Source organism: Thioclava atlantica (assembly GCF_000737065.1).
Taxonomy (GTDB): domain Bacteria; phylum Pseudomonadota; class Alphaproteobacteria; order Rhodobacterales; family Rhodobacteraceae; genus Thioclava; species Thioclava atlantica.
Window position 1 is genome coordinate 269,365 of record NZ_AQRC01000004.1, and the last position, 18,893, is coordinate 288,257.

18 protein-coding genes are annotated in these 18,893 nt (G+C 67.7%); 8 read left to right on the forward strand and 10 right to left on the reverse strand.

Translation table 11 applies throughout. The features are described 5' to 3' along the window. Positions 1 to 109: 109 nt before the first annotated feature. On the reverse strand, positions 110 to 1,009 hold the full coding sequence (locus DW2_RS07345) for a L,D-transpeptidase (protein WP_337588235.1): 900 nt from the start codon (positions 1,007 to 1,009) through the stop codon (positions 110 to 112). 242 nt (positions 1,010 to 1,251) lie between these two features. Here DW2_RS07345 and DW2_RS07350 point away from each other — a divergent pair, with 242 nt between their 5' ends. The 6 genes from DW2_RS07350 (at position 1,252) to DW2_RS07375 (ending at position 8,632) form a co-directional block, all read left to right on the forward strand. Continuing rightward, complete coding sequence (locus DW2_RS07350) at positions 1,252 to 2,697, forward strand: aldehyde dehydrogenase family protein (RefSeq protein ID WP_038145001.1); 1,446 nt, start codon at positions 1,252 to 1,254, stop codon at positions 2,695 to 2,697. 112 nt (positions 2,698 to 2,809) lie between these two features. After that, positions 2,810 to 3,550: an SDR family oxidoreductase gene (locus DW2_RS07355; RefSeq protein ID WP_038145002.1), complete on the forward strand. Its 741-nt coding sequence runs from the start codon at positions 2,810 to 2,812 to the stop codon at positions 3,548 to 3,550. A 65-nt stretch (positions 3,551 to 3,615) separates the two neighbouring features. Beyond that, positions 3,616 to 4,626, forward strand: coding sequence for a P1 family peptidase (locus tag DW2_RS07360; protein ID WP_038145003.1), 1,011 nt, complete (start codon positions 3,616 to 3,618; stop codon positions 4,624 to 4,626). A 37-nt stretch (positions 4,627 to 4,663) separates the two neighbouring features. Next, a complete protein-coding gene (locus tag DW2_RS07365) occupies positions 4,664 to 6,142 on the forward strand; it encodes an NAD-dependent succinate-semialdehyde dehydrogenase (RefSeq protein ID WP_038145005.1) in 1,479 nt (492 codons plus the stop codon). Positions 6,143 to 6,236: 94 nt separating this feature from the next. Further along, positions 6,237 to 7,640: a YcjX family GTP-binding protein gene (locus tag DW2_RS07370; protein ID WP_038145006.1), complete on the forward strand. Its 1,404-nt coding sequence runs from the start codon at positions 6,237 to 6,239 to the stop codon at positions 7,638 to 7,640. Beyond that, the gene (locus DW2_RS07375; protein ID WP_038145008.1) at positions 7,637 to 8,632 is read left to right on the forward strand and encodes a YcjF family protein; all 996 of its coding nucleotides are present in this window, start codon (positions 7,637 to 7,639) and stop codon (positions 8,630 to 8,632) included. Before DW2_RS07370 ends, DW2_RS07375 begins: the two co-directional genes overlap by 4 nt. A 68-nt stretch (positions 8,633 to 8,700) precedes the next feature. On the opposite strand, the gene DW2_RS07380 is transcribed toward DW2_RS07375, so the two are convergent. The 4 genes from DW2_RS07380 to ruvC form a co-directional block, all read right to left on the reverse strand. Then, the gene (locus DW2_RS07380; RefSeq protein ID WP_038145009.1) at positions 8,701 to 9,108 is read right to left on the reverse strand and encodes a group III truncated hemoglobin; all 408 of its coding nucleotides are present in this window, start codon (positions 9,106 to 9,108) and stop codon (positions 8,701 to 8,703) included. A gap of 36 nt (positions 9,109 to 9,144) precedes the next feature. After that, the gene (gene ruvB / locus DW2_RS07385) at positions 9,145 to 10,179 is read right to left on the reverse strand and encodes a Holliday junction branch migration DNA helicase RuvB (protein WP_038145147.1); all 1,035 of its coding nucleotides are present in this window, start codon (positions 10,177 to 10,179) and stop codon (positions 9,145 to 9,147) included. 89 nt (positions 10,180 to 10,268) lie between these two features. Then, complete coding sequence (gene ruvA, locus DW2_RS07390; protein WP_038145012.1) at positions 10,269 to 10,937, reverse strand: Holliday junction branch migration protein RuvA; 669 nt, start codon at positions 10,935 to 10,937, stop codon at positions 10,269 to 10,271. Beyond that, positions 10,934 to 11,467, reverse strand: coding sequence for a crossover junction endodeoxyribonuclease RuvC (gene ruvC / locus DW2_RS07395; RefSeq protein WP_038145014.1), 534 nt, complete (start codon positions 11,465 to 11,467; stop codon positions 10,934 to 10,936). The genes ruvA and ruvC overlap by 4 nt, the downstream gene beginning before the upstream one ends. Before the next feature lie 215 nt (positions 11,468 to 11,682). On the opposite strand from ruvC, the gene DW2_RS07400 reads away from it, so the two are divergent. Next, on the forward strand, positions 11,683 to 11,868 hold the full coding sequence (locus DW2_RS07400; RefSeq protein ID WP_038145016.1) for a DUF1127 domain-containing protein: 186 nt from the start codon (positions 11,683 to 11,685) through the stop codon (positions 11,866 to 11,868). Between the two features lie 72 nt (positions 11,869 to 11,940). Here the strand turns inward: DW2_RS07400 and DW2_RS07405 are convergent, their stop codons facing one another. The 4 genes from DW2_RS07405 to DW2_RS07420 all read right to left on the reverse strand — a co-directional run bounded on the left by DW2_RS07405 (position 11,941) and on the right by DW2_RS07420 (position 15,389). Then, positions 11,941 to 12,288: a hypothetical protein gene (locus DW2_RS07405; RefSeq protein WP_038145019.1), complete on the reverse strand. Its 348-nt coding sequence runs from the start codon at positions 12,286 to 12,288 to the stop codon at positions 11,941 to 11,943. Positions 12,289 to 12,385: 97 nt separating this feature from the next. Continuing rightward, positions 12,386 to 13,255 (reverse strand): 50S ribosomal protein L11 methyltransferase, encoded by an 870-nt coding sequence (locus DW2_RS07410; RefSeq protein WP_038145021.1) that lies wholly within the window; start codon positions 13,253 to 13,255, stop codon positions 12,386 to 12,388. 179 nt (positions 13,256 to 13,434) lie between these two features. Next, positions 13,435 to 14,079, reverse strand: coding sequence for a peptide-methionine (S)-S-oxide reductase MsrA (gene msrA / locus DW2_RS07415; RefSeq protein ID WP_038145022.1), 645 nt, complete (start codon positions 14,077 to 14,079; stop codon positions 13,435 to 13,437). A 65-nt stretch (positions 14,080 to 14,144) separates the two neighbouring features. Then, positions 14,145 to 15,389 carry an MFS transporter gene (locus tag DW2_RS07420; RefSeq protein ID WP_238321282.1) on the reverse strand — a complete coding sequence of 415 codons (1,245 nt, stop codon included), beginning with the start codon at positions 15,387 to 15,389 and terminating at the stop codon, positions 14,145 to 14,147. 110 nt (positions 15,390 to 15,499) lie between these two features. Here DW2_RS07420 and DW2_RS07425 point away from each other — a divergent pair, with 110 nt between their 5' ends. Further along, positions 15,500 to 16,567 carry a YeeE/YedE family protein gene (locus DW2_RS07425; protein WP_038145025.1) on the forward strand — a complete coding sequence of 356 codons (1,068 nt, stop codon included), beginning with the start codon at positions 15,500 to 15,502 and terminating at the stop codon, positions 16,565 to 16,567. A 17-nt stretch (positions 16,568 to 16,584) separates the two neighbouring features. Here DW2_RS07425 and DW2_RS07430 read toward each other — a convergent pair whose 3' ends face one another. Then, positions 16,585 to 18,774, reverse strand: a complete 2,190-nt coding sequence (locus tag DW2_RS07430) for a primosomal protein N' (RefSeq protein WP_038145026.1) — start codon at positions 18,772 to 18,774, stop codon at positions 16,585 to 16,587. Positions 18,775 to 18,893 lie beyond the last annotated feature (119 nt).

An 18,893-nucleotide genomic window follows, 5' to 3' on the forward strand; every position in this document is an offset into this window, starting at 1 on the left:
AATGCCGCAACGCGGCGGCATCAGGGATGTATGCAGCCGGGCCTTCCGGCACGAAAAACGGCGCGGGATCATCCCCCGCGCCGCGCAATTCTGCGAACCGAGCCGGCCCTTAGTTGGTGGCGGTGGCGCCGCCCGGGCAGGGGCCGGAACCCGGATAACCGCAATCCTTCGAGCTGGCATTCTCGCCCGAGGCACCGACCTCTTCAGCCATCGCGACCGAGGCCGCGTGCTGTTCCTGCTCGACCTTGTTCTGGTCGGGGATCATCCCCGCCTTCCAGGCGGCTTCATCCTCGTTGATCGCGACCTGGTTATAGGCCGAAACCACGTAACCCGAGTGAAGCTGCACCACCGGCCCCTCGAATTTGAGGCTTTCCTCGCGGGTCCGGACCTTCACCTGCGTCCCCTTCGGCACCTTGCTGAAGAGATCGATGATGTCCTGGTTGAAGAGGCGAATGCAGCCCGCCGAGGTTGCCCGGCCGATCGAGGACGGGTCCATCGTGCCGTGGATCCGGTAATAGGTGTCCCGCCCGTTCTCGTAGAGATAGAGCGCGCGCGCACCCAGCGGGTTGTCGAGACCGCCCGGCAGGCCGTCCTTGAGCGGACCGTAGACCTCGGGGTCTTCCTTGATCATGTTGTTGGTCGGACGCCAGCTCGGATATTCCTGCTTGCGTTCGATCGTCGCATCGCCCGAGAAGCCCTTGCCCTCACGGCCGACCGCCACGCCATAGCGCTCGGCCTTGCCCGGCTCGGTGATGTAATAGAGGAAACGCGCATAGGGATCGACGACGATCGTGCCGACCGCCTCGGGGCCGTAATAGGGCACGATCTGCCGGCGATTGCGCTCGACGAGGTATTTCGGGTTGACCGCCGGGATCTCCTTCCCGTCATCCTCGCGCGACTGGTAATGCGCGGGCACGGCCTTGGAGGATTGGGTCGGTTGCGGCGCGGCATAGCTATGCGGCTCGCTCGCACAGGCGGCCAGAAGCCCGGCGACGCCAAGCAGAATCACGGGACGAATCGCTCGCTTGCGTGTGATAGAACTCACGGTCACTTGTAACTTCCTGTCTCTCTCATAAGGCGCCCCCGCGCCCGGTCTCGCTCTACCAAAGCACTAAATAGGGAAAAGTTCCCTCGGCTCACACTAACATGAATGTGAATGCATCCGTTCGGCGGAAAGCCGCCCCCCTTGACGCGGCGTGAAACCCGGCGGAGCTTGGCGCCGGACCCGACTTTTCCCGGAGAAAGCCCCGCATGACCCTGCCCCTTTGGTTCGACCCGCAACAAATGCTGATCGGCGGCGAATGGCAAGCCGCAAATGAGACAGTTTCCGTCGAAAACCCGTCAGATGGGCGGGAAATGGCGCAAATCGCCCGTGGCGGGCGCGGCGAGATCGATGCGGCGGTCGCGGCGGCGCGAAATGCGCTCGAGGGCGCATGGGGACGGATGAGCGCGGCGGAACGCGGCCGCATCCTGATGAGGATGTCGGCGCTCGTCACCGCGCGGGGCGAGGAGCTTGCCACGATCGAGGCGATGGATGTGGGAAAACCGCTCAGTCAGGCCAGCGCCGACGTCGCCGCGCTCGCGCGTTATCTGGAATTCTACGGCGGCGCGGCGGACAAGGTGATGGGCCAGACCATCCCCTATCTCGACGGCTATACCGCCTATACCCTGCGCGAACCGCATGGGGTCACCGCCCATATCGTGCCGTGGAACTACCCGATGCAGATCATCGGCCGCTCGGTCGGCGCGGCGCTCGCGATGGGCAATGCCACCGTGATCAAGCCGGCCGAGGAAGCCTCGCTCACCGCGCTCGCCTTCGCGCGGATCGCCGAGGAGGCGGGAATGCCGGCGGGCGCGGTCAATATCGTGCCCGGGCTGGGCGAGGAGGCCGGCGCCGCGCTCTCGGCCCATCCCGGCGTGAACCATATCTCCTTCACCGGCTCGGTCGCGGTGGGGCAGCTCATCCAGGCGGCGGCGGCCGCGAACGTGGTCCCGGTCACGCTCGAGCTCGGCGGCAAGTCGCCCCAGCTCGTCTTCGCCGATGCCGATCTCGACCGCGCCCTGCCCTTCCTCGTCAATGCCGGGATCCAGAATGCAGGCCAGACCTGTTCGGCCGCCTCGCGCATCCTGGTCGCGCGCGAGCGCTATGACGAGGTGCTCGAGCGCATGGCCGCGCGCTACCGCGGGCTCGTGGTCGGTCCCGCGCTCGGCGATCGCGATCTCGGCCCGCTGATCTCGGCGCGGCAGAAGGAAATCGTCGAAGGGTATCTGCGCCTCGCCTCGGATCTTACCATCGCGGCGCAGGGCACGATCGCGGATGACGTCCCGGCGGCCGGACATTACGTCGCCCCGACCCTGATCGGGGGCGGACATGCCGCGCATCGCCTCGCGCAGGAAGAGATCTTCGGCCCCGCCCAGATCGTGATCCCCTTCGAGGACGAGGAGGAGGCCGTCGCGATCGCCAACGGGACGGATTACGGGCTCGTGGCCTCGGTCTGGTCGGAGAATGCGTCGCGCGTGATGCGACTGGCGAAACGCCTGCGCGCGGGCCAGGTCTTTCTCAACAATTACGGCGCGGGCGGCGGCGTCGAGCTGCCCTTCGGCGGCACCGGGAAATCGGGCCATGGCCGCGAGAAGGGCTTCGAGGCGCTCTATGGCTTCTCGAGCCTCAAGACCATCGCTGCCTGGCACGGATAGGATCTTCTCCCGCTCCGAAATACGCCGGGGGTGAGCGAGCAGGAAGAGGGGGCGGCGCCCCCTTGCGCCTGCCCGCGCATCTGCCAGAGTGCGCTCCGGGGGGAAGATAGCGATGAGACTTCAGGACAAGACCGCGATCGTCACCGGGGCGGGTTCGGGCTTCGGCGCGGGCATCGCTCGCCGCTTCGCCGCCGAAGGCGCGCGCATCATGGTGGCCGATCTGAACGACAAGGCCGCCCGGGCGGTGGCGGAAGAGATCGGCGGGATCGCCTGCCGAGTCGATGTCAGTAGCGACGCGGAGGTCGCCGCGATGGCGCAGGCCGCGATGGAGGCCTTCGGGCGCATCGACATCCTCGTCAACAATGCCGGCACGACGCATCTGCCGAAACCGATGGAAGAGGTGACCGAGGAGGAGTTCGACCGCGTGATGGCGGTGAACGCGAAATCGGTCTATCTCACCGCGCGCCATATCGTGCCGGTGATGAAGCGCCAGGGCGCGGGGGCGATCCTCAACGTCGCGTCGACCGCGGGGGTGAGCCCCCGGCCCCGGCTCAACTGGTACAATGCCTCGAAGGGGTGGATGATCACCGCGACCCGGGCGATGGCGGTGGAGCTCGCCCCCGAGGGCATCCGCGTCAATGCGATCAACCCGGTTGCGGGCGAGACCCCGCTTCTGAAGAATTTCATGGGCGAGGATACGCCCGAGATCCGCGCGAAATTCCTCGCCACGATCCCGCTCGGCCGTTTCTCGACCCCCGAGGACATGGCCAATGCAGCCTTGTTCCTGTGCTCGGACGAGGCCAGCATGATCACCGGCGTCGCGATGGAGGTCGATGGCGGGCGCTGCATCTGAACTTGGGAGGGGGCGCTGCCCCCCGTCCTTCGGAGGTCCCCCGGGATATTTGGATCAAGAGGAAGATGGTACCTGGCCCGAGAAACCTGATCACCGATGTCGCGGGGCTGCGCGTGGGCAATGCCGAGGAGGCGGGCCTGCGCTCGGGCGTGAGCGTCCTCCTGGGCGAGCGCCCCTTCACCGCGGCGATTTCGGTGATGGGAGGCGCCCCGGGCACGCGCGAGACCGACCTGCTCGCCCCGGACCGTCTGGTGCAGGAGGTCGATGCGCTCGTTCTCTCGGGCGGCTCGGCCTTCGGGCTCGGGGCCTGCGACGGGGTGATGGCGGGGCTGCGGGCGCAGGGGCGCGGCTTCGCGGTGGGCGATCAGCGGGTGCCGATCGTGCCCGGCGCGATCCTCTTCGATCTGCTGAATGGCGGCGCGAAGGACTGGAGGGAAAATCCCTATCCCGGCCTCGGGCGCGCCGCGTTGCAGGCTGCAGCCGAGGATTTCGCCCTCGGCTCGGCGGGGGCGGGTTCCGGAGCGATGACCGGCACGCTCAAGGGCGGGCTCGGCTCGGCCTCGGCGGTGCTCGAGAGCGGCTACACGATCGGCGCTCTGGTCGCGGTCAATGCGCTCGGTTCGGTGACCGAACCCGGCGGCCCGCGCTTCTGGGCGGCGCCGTGGGAGCTGGGCGGCGAATTCGGCGGGTTGGGACCGGTCAGCCGGATCGCCCCGGACGCGGAACCCGAGCCCCTCAAGCGTCAGGGCGAGGCCACCACCATCGCGATCGTCGCGACCGACGCCGCGCTGAGCCAGGCTCAGGCGACCCGGCTCGCGACCGCAGCGCAGGACGGGATGGCGCGCGCGATCGTGCCCTCGCATAGTCTGCTCGACGGCGATCTCGTCTTCGCCGCGGCGACCGGCGAACGCCCGCTCGCCGACCCCGTCCGCGATATTTTCCAGCTTGGCCATGCCGCTGCCTGCACCCTTGCCCGTGCGATCGCCCGGGCCATCTATGAGGCGCAAGCGCGACCCGGCGATCCGCAACCCAGCTGGAAGACACTCTACCGACCGGCCGCGACCGGCCCGCTTTGAGAGGGCGACCCTATCGCCCAAGACACCGGAGGACCCCATGCTCGACGACAAGACCGATCTCAAATCCATCCTCAAGGACCCCTCGCTGCTGGCGACCAAGGCCTTCGTCGCGGGGGAGTGGGTCGATGCCGATGACGGCTCCGCCTTCGACGTGACGAACCCCGCGCGCGGCGACGTGATCTGCACCGTGCCCGATCTGAGCCGCGCCGAGACCGCCCGCGCCATCGAGGCCGCCCGCATCGCGATGAAGGACTGGGCCGCGCGCACCGGCAAGGAACGTGCCGCGGTGCTGCGCAAATGGTTCGACCTGATGATGGCGAACCAGGAGGACCTCGCGAAGATCCTCACCGCCGAGATGGGCAAGCCGCTGGCCGAGGCCAAGGGCGAGATCGCCTATGGCGCGGGCTTCATCGAATGGTTCGGCGAGGAGGCCAAGCGCGTCTATGGCGAGACCATCCCCGGTCACCAGCGCGACAAGCGGATCACCGTGATCAAGCAGCCGGTGGGCGTCGTGGGCTCGATCACGCCGTGGAACTTCCCCAATGCGATGATCGCGCGCAAGGCGGGCCCGGCGCTCGCGGTGGGCTGCGGCTTCGTCTGCCGCCCGGCCTCCGAGACGCCGCTCTCGGCGCTCGCGATGGCGGTTCTGGGGGAACGCGCGGGCCTGCCCAAGGGAATCCTGTCGGTGATCACCTCGTCGAAAGCCTCCGATATCGGCAAGGAATTCTGCGAGAATCACACCGTGCGCAAACTGACCTTCACCGGCTCGACCGAGGTCGGGCGGATCCTTCTGCGTCAGGCCGCCGATCAGGTGATGAAATGTTCGATGGAGCTTGGCGGCAACGCCCCCTTCATCGTCTTCGACGACGCCGATCTCGATGCCGCGGTCGAAGGCGCGATGGCCTCGAAGTTCCGCAACAACGGCCAGACCTGCGTCTGCGCGAACCGGATCTACGTTCAGGCCGGGGTCTATGACGCCTTCGCCGAGAAGCTCGCGCAGACGGTCGCGAAGCTGAAGGTCGGCGACGGGCTCGAGGCGGGCACCGAAGCCGGGCCGCTGATCAACGAGGAGGCCGTCGAGAAGGTGCAGGAGCATATCAAGGACGTCGTCGAGGGCGGAGGCGCGGTCGTCACCGGCGGCAAGCGCCACGAGATCGGCGGCACCTTCTTCGAGCCGACCGTGCTGACCGGCGTCACCCAAGACATGAAGGTCTCGACCGAGGAAACCTTCGGTCCGGTCGCGCCTTTGTTCAGGTTCGACACCGAAGAGGAAGCGATCGAGAAGGCCAATGCGACGATCTTCGGGCTCGCCTCCTATTTCTACGCCCGCGACGTGGGCCGCATCACCCGGGTGCAGGAAGGGCTCGAATACGGGATCGTCGGCGTCAATACCGGCATCATCTCGACCGAAGTCGCGCCTTTCGGCGGGGTGAAGCAATCGGGGCTGGGCCGTGAAGGCTCGAGCCACGGGATCGACGACTATCTCGAGCTGAAATATATCTGCCTCTCGGTCTGAGGCGGATATCGCGGGGGCGGGCAAATGTCCGCCCTCTCTTCCCTCGCGCCCCCGCCCTGCCTATCTTGAGTGCGAGGCAGAGAGGAACGGGCATTTGGGCATTTCCGACATCGCGGACGGGATCACACGCGGGATCGAGGACCTTGGCGCCTCGGTTTCGGAGGCGCTGTTCGAACCGGTGATCCGGCTCGGCGTGACGGGGCTGTCGCGCGCAGGCAAGACCGTGTTCATCACCTCGCTGGTGGCCAACCTGCTGGACCGGGGGCGGATGCCGGCGCTGAGCGGGGCCTCCGACATCACCGCCGCCTTCCTCCAGCCGCAGCCCGACGACACGGTGCCGCGCTTCGATTACGAGAGCCATCTCGCAGCGCTCACCGGTCCCGCGCCGCATTGGCCCGAGGGCACGCGCGCGGTCTCGGAACTGCGGCTCTCGTTCCGGATCCAGCCGCGCGGAATACTGGGTGCAGTGCGGGGGCCTCGCGTGGTCCATCTCGACATCGTCGATTACCCGGGCGAATGGTTACTCGACCTCGGCCTGATGGAGAAAAGCTATTCCGAATGGTCCGAAGAGGCACTCGCCCGCCTGCCCCGGCGCCCGCAAGGCGCGGATTACCTCGCGCAGGCCCGGGCGGCCGAGGGAACAGCGGAATTCTCGGAACCCGTCGCCAAGGCGCTGGCGGCCGGGTTCACCGGTTATCTCGAGGCCGCGCGCGCTGCGGGCTTCTCCGACTGCACGCCGGGCCGCTTCCTGCTGCCCGGCGAAATGGCGGGTTCCCCGGCTCTGACCTTCGCGCCGCTGCCAGCAGGCGAGGCGCCGCGCGGCTCGCTCCGGCGCGAGATGGAGCGCCGCTACGACGCCTATAAGCGCGAGGTCGTCAAACCCTTCTTCCGCGACCATTTCGCCAAGATCGACCGGCAGGTCGTGCTCGTCGATGTGCTCGGGGCGATCCATGCGGGCCCCGCCGCGCTGGACGATCTGCGCCAGTCGATGGCCGATATCCTTGCCGCCTTCCGCCCCGGCCGGGCGGGCTGGCTGACCTCGCTTCTGGGGGCCAGGCGGGTCGAGCGCATCCTTTTCGCCGCGACCAAGGCCGACCATCTGCATCACAGCCAGCACGCGCGGCTCACCGCGATCACCGGGGCGCTCCTGCGCGAGGCCAGGGACCGCGCCGATTTCGCGGGCGCGAGAACGCTCGCGCTCTCGATCGCCGCGCTGCGCTGCACCACCGAGGAAATGCTTGCCCATGAAGGCGCGGACCTGCCCGCGATACGCGGCCGTCTCGAGAGCGGCAAATCGGTCGCGCTCTATCCCGGCGACTTGCCCGGGGATCCCGCGCAGCTTCTGGCACCGGCCGCACGCGGCGCCGATCGCTGGCTGGACGAGGATTATTCGATCATGAATTTCGTCCCCGCCCCGGTGATCCTCAGACCCGGCGAGGGTCCGCCCCATATCCGGCTCGACCGCGCGGCCGATTTCCTGATCGGGGACAAGCTATGAAGAAACCGGTGATGATCGAGATCGACGAGGCTCCCTCGCCCGCCGAGGCCGCCCCGATCGAGGATATCCCGACCGACGAGACCCATCTCGAGGGCCGCGCGATGCAGATCGCGACGCGGCTCGGGGCGCGCCGCGCCTCGCCGGTCACGCGCTTCTTCTGGCGCGCGGCGGTGGCCCTGGTGGGGTTTCTCGTCTCGGTCGCGCTGTGGCGTTTCGTCGACGGGCTCTTCGCCACCCACCCGATCCTCGGCTGGATCGGCACCGCGCTGATCGCGGCCTTCGCCCTCGGCGCGCTCCTGATCGCGGGGCGCGAAATCGCCGCCTTCGCCCGGCTTGCCCGGCTCGACAAGGTCCATCGCGAGGTGGCGGACTCGCTCACCCATGACGATCTCTCGCGCGCCCGCAAGGTCGTCACCCATGTCTCGGGGCTCTATGCCGCCCGGCCGGAAATGGATTGGGCCCGCGCCCGTCTGGCCGAACGTGTGGACGAGGTGCTCGATACGGAGACGCTGATGGGGCTCGCCGAGGCCGAGCTGATGGCCCCGCTCGACGCCGCCGCCCGGCTCGAGATCGAGGCCGCCGCCCGCACCGTCGCGACCGTCACCGCCGTGGTGCCGCTCGCGCTTGCCGATGTCGCAACCGCCCTGACCGCCAACCTGCGGATGATCCGCCGCATCGCCGAGATCTATGGCGGACGGGCCGGCACGCTCGGCTCGATCCGGCTCGCCCGCACGGTGATGACCCATCTCGTCGCGACCGGCGCGGTCGCCGCGGGCGACGACCTGATCGAGACGGTGACCGGTGGCCATCTGGTCTCGAAACTGTCGCGCCGCTTCGGCGAAGGCGTGATCAACGGCGCGCTCACCGCCCGGGTCGGCATCGCCGCGCTGGAGGTCTGCCGCCCGATGCCCTTCCGCAAACTGAAAAAACCGCGCGTGACCAATCTGATCAGCCGCTCGCTGACGGGCGTCTTCGGCAAGAAAGAGACGTGAGCTCTTCCTCTTGACCCAAATATCCCGGGGGTGAATTCGCGCAAGCGAAGAGGGGGCAGCGCCCCTTCTCACTTCAGCTTCGGGATCCCGCCGGGCAGCACTTCGCGCTCGACCACGCCCTGGCGCAGGCTCACCCCGATCTTGTGGGCAAGGGCCGACCAGCCGGCGGCTTGCTCGGGCGCAAGCTCCGCGCGCAGCACCTCGTCGAAGAGCGCCAGCCAGGTCGAGAACATCCCCGGACGGACATTGCCCGCCGCGCGATGGACCTGCATCGGCGATCCGTCATAGCCGGGGCGGCGCAGGATCGCGCCCTTCCAGAACTGCGCGACCTTCGCCTCATGCGCGGGCCAGTCGCGGACATGCACCGCGAAAACCGGGCCGAGCATGGAATGGCCGCGCACCCGGTCGTAGAACCGGGCGACGACACGGTCGATCTCCTCTTCCGAGATCTCGAAACGGGACAGCGGATCACTCATGGGGCGCAGATAGGGGGGTGCGGGCGTGCAATCAAGCTAGCCATCGCCGAAGAGATCGGTCTGCGGCGCGGCGGGCCGGGGCGCCTCGAGCCCCAGATGCCGCCACGCCCGCGCGCCCAGCATGCGGCCGCGCGGGGTGCGCGAGATCAGCCCCTGTTGCAGCAGGTAGGGCTCGATCACCTCCTCGATCGCATCGCGGCTTTCCGAGAGCGCGGCCGAGAGGGTCTCGACCCCGACCGGGCCGCCGCCGTAATGCTCGGCCATCAGCATCATGTAGCGCCGGTCCGCCCCGTCGAGCCCGAGCGTGTCGACGCCGAGCCGCGTCAGCGCCCGGTCCGCGATCTCGCGCGTGAGCCGCCCGTCACCCTCGACCAGCGCGAAATCGACGACCCGGCGCAGCAACCGCCCGGCGATCCGCGGCGTACCGCGGGCGCGTTTCGCGATCTCGCGGGTGCCGGCGGCTTCGGAAGCGATACCGAGGAGCCGCGCCCCGCGGCTCACGATCAGATCGAGCTCGTCCTCGGTATAGAATTGCAGCCGCGTCGGGATCCCGAACCGGTCGCGCAGCGGGGTCGTCAACAGCCCGAGCCGGGTCGTCGCGCCGACCAGCGTGAAGGGCTGCAATTCGATCCGGACGGTGCGCGCGGCGGGCCCCTCGCCGATCACCAGATCGAGCTCGAAATCCTCCATCGCGGGGTAGAGCACTTCCTCGACCGCCGGGTTGAGCCGGTGGATCTCGTCGATGAAGAGCACGTCGCGCGCCTCGAGATTGGTGAGAATCGCGGCCAGATCGCCCGCCTTCGCGAGCACCGGCCCCGAGGTCATCTTGAAATTCACGCCCAGCTCGCGCGCCATGATCTGCGCCAGCGTGGTCTTGCCCAGACCGGGCGGGCCGTGAAACAGCGTGTGATCCATCGCCTGGACGCGCATCTTCGCGCTCTCGATGAAGACGCGCAGATTGGCGCGCGCCTCGGCCTGGCCCACGAAGTCCTCGAGCGCCTGCGGACGCAGGGCGCGATCGGCATCCTCGGGGAGCCTGTCGGGGCGGAGCGTGGGGTCGGGTTCACTCATCGTCATCTACTGTCGCGCCTTTGGCGGGCCGGAGCAAGCGGGGGCTCTGCCCCCGCCCCCCCGGGATATTTGGATCAAGAGGAAGAGGGTCAGTCCTTCGGAGCGAGAAGCCGCAGCGCGGCGCGGATGAGTTTCGCGGTGTCGCTGGCCTCGGGATCGTCGCTGGCCTGCGCCACCGCGCCGGCCGCATCGGCGGGCGCGTAACCGAGATTGGTGAGCGCAGAGATCGCCTCGGCGGTGAAATTCACCTTTGGCGGGGCGGCGGGCGCCCTGGCGGGTTTCCTCGTCGCGGCGGGCATGTCCTCGATCACCTCGGGGGCGGCATCGACGGTCAGCTCCGCCCCCATCGCCATCACGCTGGGGGCCTTTTCCTTGAGTTCCATCACGACCCGCTGCGCCAGCTTCGGGCCGACGCCGGGGGCGGATTTCACCGCCGCCCAGTCGCCCAGCGCGATCGCCCGGCCCAGGCCCTCCGCCCCGAGCGTTCCGAGGATCGCGAGCGAAGCCTTCGCCCCGATCCCCTGAACCGAGGTCAGAAGCCGGTGCCATTCCTTTTCCAGCAAGGTCGGGAAGCCGAAAAGTTGCAGCAGGTCTTCGCGCACGAGCAGATCGGTATAGAGCGCGCAGGCCTCTCCCGCGGGGGGCAGCGACTGCGCGGTACGCGGGCTGACATGAACGATATAGCCCACCCCGCGCACATCGATCATCACATGGTCGAGCGCGCGGTGAATGATGGTGCCTGCGATCCGGCCGATCATGCGCGCCTCCGTTGCGTGGCGCCGAGGGCCGCGCGCGACAGTTGCGCGGCCCCCATGCGGGCGGCCGATTGCAGATGGAAGGCATGACAGATCGCGATCGCCAGCGCATCGGCCGCATCCGGCCCCTCGAACTGAACGCCGGGCAGCTGGTGGCGCACCATGTGCTGCACCTGAACCTTGTCGGCATGCCCCACGCCCACCACGGTCTTCTTGATCGCGTTGGGGGCATATTCGCCGACCTCGAGACCCGCCTGTGCCGGGGCGAGCAGCGCGATCCCGCGCGCCTGACCGAGCTTCAGCGTCGCCACTGCATCCTTGTTGACGAAGGTCTGTTCCACCGCCGCCGCCTCGGGGGCGTGGGTGGCGATCACCGCGCTCAGGCCCTCATGCAGCGCAAGCAGGCGCTTGGACAGATCGGGCCCGGCCGAATGCAGAATGCCGTTCGCGACATGGCGCAGGCGCGAGCCCTCCATCTCGATCACCCCCCATCCGAGATTTCGCAACCCCGGATCGATCCCGATCACCCGCATCACCCGTGCCTCGTTTCGTTATGCTTGGCGCAGGGTTAGCACGAAAAGAGAACATCGGCCAGAGCGGAAGCACGCGGGCCGTCACAAGTCGTTGCGATTCCTGCATGGCGGGACTGTCAAAAGCGCGATTGTTTTCGCACAGCGCCGGTCTTATCTGCGCCTTGCGGACAGAGATGCCCGAAAGTTGAGCAGTTTGTGAACAAGGAACCTCCCCCATGTCCTCGATCGACATCAATCGCATGAGCGCACGCAATGTGCGTCCGGGCCTCCTGGCCTCGATGATCGCCGCGCTTCAAGCCTGGAATGATCACCGCGTGACCCGCAAGGCGCTTCTGAAGCTGTCGGACCGCGCTCTCGAAGATATCGGCCTGACCCGGTTCGATATCGCGCATATGCGCTGATCCTCCGCCTCAGGCGATGAGCAAAGGGCTGCCCCGGAAACGGCGCAGCCCTTTTTTGTGGCTCGCGATGTCTTACTTCAGGATCGGCCGCAGATTGTCTGCGATCAGGGTCGTCAGCGGTCCCGGACGCATCACCCAGGCGCCGATCCGCTCGGCCTCCGAGCCCTGTGCCAGCCTTTCGACCTTTGCGCCGTAACGCTCCGCACCGATCTGGACGATCATCACCCCTTTCACGAGCAGAGCCGCGGCGGCGATCAGAGCCAGCCCGCGCAGCGAGAGCGCGCGCCGCGCCTTCGGGCGCATCGAATCGAAATAGCTCCGCCCGAGCGACCCCGACGCTTCGAACGCGCCCCCGGCCTGGTGGATCTGGTCGATCCTCTGCAGGCGTCTCTCGAAATCGTTCAGCTGCGAATCGCGCATGGCGGTGCCCAAGGATGTGCCCGGGCGCCCACACACAGACGCCCGTAAACACAAAATAAACCTTACCGGCGGGCGACCGGAGGAAAATTATGGCGGATTATCCGCGCCGCATCACCAATGTGGTCCACTCGCCGAGTTCCTTGCGCGAATGCAGGACAAAGCCCTGCGCTTCGTAGGCGGCGATCACTTCCTCGGCCTGCTCGTTGAGAATGCCGCTGAGGATGACGAAGCCCGATTCGGCGCAGTGGCGGGCCATGTCGGGGGCCAGCGCGACCAGCGGGCCCTTGAGGATATTGGCGAAGATCAGGTCATAGGGCGCCGCGTCGAGAAGGCGCGAGTGATTGAAGCCCGCCGCCTCGAGACAGATCACGCGGCCCGCCAGATCGTTGAGTTCGACATTGGCCTGCGCCGTCTGCACCGCGACCGGGTCGATATCGGAGGCCAGTACCGTTTCGGGCCAGAGCTTCGCCGCCGCCATCGCGAGCACGGCCGTACCGCAGCCGATATCGGCGACGTTGTGGAAGCCGTGGCCCTCATGGGCCAGCGCGTCGAGCGCCGCGAGACACCCCGCCGTGGTGCCGTGATGGCCGGTGCCGAAAGCCATCGCCGCATCGATGCGCAGCGCGACGGCACCCTCGGGCACCTTGTCCGCGTCATGGCTGCCGTAGAGGAAGAACCGCCCCGCCTGCACGGGCGCGAGTTCGCGGCGCACATGGGCCACCCAGTCGGTCTCGGGCAGCTCCGAGATCGCGAAGGGCTGCGCACCGTGGCTGATCGCGAGCAGATCGAGCGCCACGTCGTCCGGCGCCTCGAGGAAATAGCCCGACACTTCATAGCGCCCCGAGCCGTCCTCGATCTCGAAAACGCCGGTGCCGTAGGGCGCGGGCTCGAGATCCTCGAGCCGCGCCGAGAGCGCCTCGGCCGCATCGCGATCGGCCAGCGTGGTGAAGGCGGTGAAGGTGGACATGGCGGCTCCTTTGAAGGCTTGCGCCGGGCTTAGGGCGGGGCGTGCGGGGCGTCAAGCATACGCGGGGGGCGCTGCCCCGGAACCGGAGGACGACAGACATTGGCCGAGCAGGGGGCTCTGCCCCCGCCTGCCTCGCGGCAGGCTCCCCCGGGATATTTGGGTCAAGAGGAAGAGGGAGCTCAGGCCCTGAGACCGATCGGACAGCTCACACCGGTGCCGCCGATCCCGCAATACCCGTCGGGATTCTTCGCCAGATATTGCTGGTGATAATCCTCGGCATAGTAGAATTCGGGGGCCTCGCGGATCTCGGTGGTGATCGCGCCATAGCCTGCCGCGGCGAGGCGTTGCGCATAATCCGCACGCGAGGCTTCGGCCGCGTCTTTCTGGTCCGGCGTGTAGGTGTAGATGCCCGAGCGGTACTGGGTGCCGCGATCATTGCCCTGCCGCATGCCCTGCGTCGGATCGTGATTTTCCCAGAAGATGCGCAGCAGATCCTCGTAGCTGACCTTGGCCGGATCGAAGATCACGCGGACCACCTCGTTATGGCCGGTCATGCCGGTGCAGACCTCCTTGTAGGTGGGGTTGGCCGTATGCCCGCCCACATAGCCCGCCATCGTCAGCCAGATACCGTCGGTGTTCCAGAAGATTCGCTCGACGCCCCAGAAACAGCCCATGCCGAACATCGCCTCTTGCATGCCCTCGGGCACGGGCGCGCGCAGGTCGCGCGCCCAGAGGAAATGCGGCTCGGCCAGAGGCATCGCCTCGGACCGACCCGGCAGGGCCTCGGTTTTCGACGGAATCGTGGTGGGCCTTCCAAACAGCATGACGCGTCTCCCTTGTCGCCCCACAACATAGGCGCCACGGGGCCGAAATCCAGATCAAACCCCGATCAGGCGGGAACCGGGCCGAGCCCCTGCAGCACCGTCTCGTAGCCCTTCGACGGGTGGCGCGGCACCAGAAGCGCGAGCCCGAGGGAGATCACGGCCATTCCCGCCGCCAGTCCGAAGACCGCGCCGGGCGAGATCATCCACAGATAGCCGAGCGTCGCGGGCAGGAACACGGCGGCGATATGGTTGATGGTGAAGGAAACCGCGGCGGTGGGCGCGATATCTCCGGGATCGCAGATCTTCTGGAAATAGGTCTTCTGGGCGAAGGCGAGCGCGAAGAGCAGGTGGTCGATCACGTAGAGCGCCGCGGCCACCCACAGCCCCCAGCCGAACCAGTAGATCCCGCCATAGGACAGGAACAGAAGCGTCAGCCCGACATATTCGGCGATCAGGGCGCGCCGCTCGCCGAAGCGCGCGACGAAACGGCCCATCGCGGGGGCGGCGGCCATGTTGACCGCGTAGTTGATCAGGAAGAGCGCGGAGATCTCGTCGACCCGCAGCCCGAAACGCTCGACCATCATGAAGGCGGCGAAGACGACGAAGATCTGCCGTCGCGCGCCCGCCATGAAGGTGATCGCGTAATAGAGCCAGTAGCGGCGGCGCAGCACGAATTTCTTCGATTGCGGCTCGCGGGTGTGGAATTGCGGGTAGATCAGCGCGGCGGCCGCCACCATCAACATCGTGGTGATCCCGGATGCGGCATAGACGAATTCGTAGCTCAGATCGAAGCTCTTCCAGGTCAGCACGAGGAGCGCATAGGCGCCGAGCGATGCGCCCGACCCGATCGCGACAATTCGTCCCAATGTCTGCGGCGCCTGCGCCTTGTCGATCCATTGCAGCTGCAGCGACTGGTTGACCGCCTGGAAGTAGTGAAACCCGATCGAGGAGAGCAGCGTCACCAGGATCAGCCCGCCGAAGCTCGGGAACAGGGCGGTGACCGCGGTGGCCGCGCCCAGAAGCATCAGCGACAGGAGCGCGAGCACCTGTTCGCGCATCACCCAGAGCACCACGATGACCCCGATGGCAAGGAATCCAGGGACTTCGCGGAAGGATTGCAGCCAGCCGATATCCACCCCGTCGAAATGCACGACGTCGATGACGAAGTTGTTGAGCAGCGCCGACCAGGTCGCAAAGGAGATCGGCATGGCGGCGGCCATCACGTAGAGCAGCATATCCGGTCTGCGCCAGCGCGGCAGGAGATGGACCTCGTCGAGGTGGGTGTCGCGGAACTTGATCATGCCGCCCATAGACTCCAAGCCATGCGCGTAGGCAAGACGGCAAAGCGTGCATCCTGATCCAGATCAATGTGCATAGGTGCGGCCTCTGGCATCACGTCGACGCGACCAGGAGCATCGACATGGACATCATTCCCATCATCGACCAGATCGGCGAAGGCCCCACCGCGGCGCTTTTCGGCGCGATCACCGGCGCCGTCTTCGGGGTGGCCGCGCAGAAATCGAATTTCTGCCTGCGCGCCGCGGCCGTGGAACTGGCGCGCGGCAAGTTCGGCGGCAAGGTCGCCGTCTGGTTTCTCACCTTCTCGACCGCGCTGGTCTGGGTACAGGCGGCACAGCTTTTCGGGCTGTTTCGCGAATCCGACAGCCGGATGATGTCGATCCCCGGCAGTTGGTCGGGGGCGATCATCGGCGGGTTGATGTTCGGGGTCGGGATGGTCCTGTCGCGCGGCTGTTCGGGGCGGCTGCTGGTGCTCGCCTCGACGGGCAATCTGCGCTCGGTCGTCTCGGGGCTGATCTTCGCGGTTACGGCGCAGATGAGCCTGAAAGGCATTCTCGCCCCCTATCGCGACCGGCTGGCCAGTCTCTGGATCACGCCCGGCGGCGAAAACGTCAATCTGCTGATGGCGCTGCATCTGCCGGACTGGTCGGGCCTCGCGATCGGCATCGTCTTCGCGCTCGCGGGGCTCTATCTCGCGGCGCGCAACCAGATCGGCATACGGGTCTGGCTGTTCGCCTCGGGCGTGGGCTTCGCGGTGGCGGTGGGCTGGGTTCTGACCTTCACCCTCGCGCAGGTCGCCTTCGATCCGGTGCCGGTGAACTCGGTCACCTTCTCGGGCCCCTCCGCGAACACGCTGATGTTCTTCCTCGACCGCCATGCGGTGCTGGAATTCGACGTCGGCCTCGTGCCGGGCGTCGTGCTGGGGGCGTTCCTGAGCTCGCTCCTCTCGGGTCAGTTCCGCTGGCAGGCCTTCGACTCGGTGCCGGTGATGCGGCGCTCGATGATCGGCGCTGTGCTGATGGGGTTCGGCGCGATGCTGGCAGGCGGCTGCGCGATCGGCAACGGCGTGACGGGGGGCTCGATCTTCGCCGCGACGGCATGGCTTGCGCTCTTCTGCATGTGGATCGGAGCGATGGTCACCGACTTCCTGCTCGACCAGCGCCACCTGACCCCGGCCCAGGCCTGCTGAGCCTTACCTGCTGAACCTCACAGGAAGCTCTGCGGGTCGATATCGACCGCGAGCCGCGTGTTGGCCGGCAGTCTCAGCCCCTTGAGCCAACCCTGCAACGCTGCCTGCAACGGCGCCCCCTTCTCGGCCTTGACCAGCATGCGGACCCGGTGGCGCCCGCGCACCCGCGCGATCGGCGCCGGCGCCGGGCCGAAGACCTGCGCCCCGATCCGCCGCAGCGCCGCGTCATTGCGGGCAAGACCGTTGCCGATCTCGAAGAGCGGCTGCAGATCCGGCCCCGACAGGATGATCCCGGCCATCCGGCCGTAAGGCGGGACGCCCTGTGCGGCCCGCGCCGCCGCTTCCTGCGCCCAGAACGCCTCTTCGTCGCCCCCGAGGATCGCGCGGATCACCGGGTGCTCGGGCTGGTAGGTCTGCAACAGCGCCACGCCCTTCTCCTCGGCCCGCCCCGCACGGCCCGCCACCTGCCGCATCAGCTGGAAGGTCTTCTCCGCGGCGCGCAGATCCGAGCCCTGCAGCCCCAGATCCGCGTCGATGACGCCGACCAGCGTAAGCCGGGGAAAGTTGTGCCCCTTCGCCACGATCTGGGTGCCGATGATGATATCGGCCTCGCCTTGCGCGATCTCGGCGATCTTCTCCTTGAGCGCCCGCGCCGAGCCGAAGAGATCGGAGGACAGCACCGCCACCCGCGCCTGCGGGAACCGTTCCGTCACCTCCTCGGCCAGCCGCTCCACCCCCGGGCCGACCGGCGCCAGCTTGCCCTCCACCTCGCAGCTCGGGCATTTCACCGGGATCGGCTTGGTCTCGCCGCATTGATGGCAGACGAGGCGCTTGAGAAACCGGTGCTCCACCATCCGCGCATCGCAGTGATCGCAGCCGATCTGGTGCCCGCAGGCACGACAGATCGTGACCGGGGCATAGCCGCGCCGGTTGAGAAACAGCATCGCCTGCTGGCCTTCAGCGATCCGCCCCAGCACCTCCTTGACGAGGGTCGGCCCGATCCAGTGCGCGCTCTCGATCGCCTCGTCGCGCATGTCGATTGCCGCCATTTCCGGCAGCTCTGCCGTCCCATAGCGCGCGCCCAGATCGAGCCGCTTGTATTTCCCGGCCTCCGCATTGGCCCAGCTTTCCAGCGAGGGCGTGGCCGAAGCCAGAACCACCTGCGCCCCGGCGAGAGAGGCGCGCAGCACCGCCATGTCGCGGGCATTGTAGAGCACGCCCTCTTCCTGCTTGTAGGAACTGTCATGCTCCTCATCGACCACGATCAGCCCGAGATCGCGAAACGGCAGGAACAGCGCCGAGCGGGCGCCCACGACCAGCTGAACCTCACCCGACCCACAGGCCTTCCAGAGCCTGCGCCGCTCCGATTGCGTCACTCCCGAATGCCATTCGCCGGGCCGCGCGCCGAACCGCGCCTCGACCCGGGAGAGAAATTCCGAACTCAGCGCGATCTCCGGAAGCAGCACCAGCGCCTGCCGCCCCCCGCGCAGGCATTCCGCCACCGCCTCGAGATAGACCTCGGTCTTGCCCGACCCGGTCACACCTTTCAGCAGTGTCGTCGAATAGCCTCCGCTCCCTCCGCGCAACTGCGCCGCCGCTCCCGCCTGCGCCTCGGACAGCTGCTTGCCCGGGCGCGCCGGATCGAGCCGCGGAAACGGCAGATCGCGCGGCACCTCCGCCTCGACCAGCGCGCCGGTCTTCACCAGCCCCTTCACCACCTGCGTGGTGACGCCTGCCAGTTGCGCAAGTTCCGAGAGGTAGAACCCCGCCCCGCCATGATCGCGCAGCACCTCGAGCACGCGCGCCCGCGCATCGGTCATCCGCTCGGGCTCGTCTCCGCCCAACCGGTAGATCTTGCGCATCCCCGGCGGATCTCCGAGCCCCGGCGCGCGGGTCGCGAGCCGCAATACCTGCGGCAGCGGCGTCATCGTGTACTCCGCCATCCGCATCAGGAACTCGCGCAGCTCGTCACGCATCGGGGCGACATTGAAGACCCGGTTCACCTGCCGCAGCTTCGCCGCGTCGAACCCGCCCTCGCCCGGCCCCCAGACCACGCCGATCACCTTGCGCGGTCCCAGCGGCACCTCGACGAAGGCGCCCGCCCAGCACCCGCCCTCGGGCGCGCGGTAATCGAGCGGCTTGCCGATCGGCTCGGCCGTCAGCACCGCCACGCGCGCGCCTTCCTCGAACCAGCCCGCCCCGCTCACGCTCCGCTCCTTTCGGCGCTCGTCCAAATGGGGCGCGGAGTGGCGAAGCCGGAGCGCAGAGCCCCCGAGAACCGCGCTTTCGACCCTTTCGCGCGGGCAGCATTTGCGCTAACAGGCTC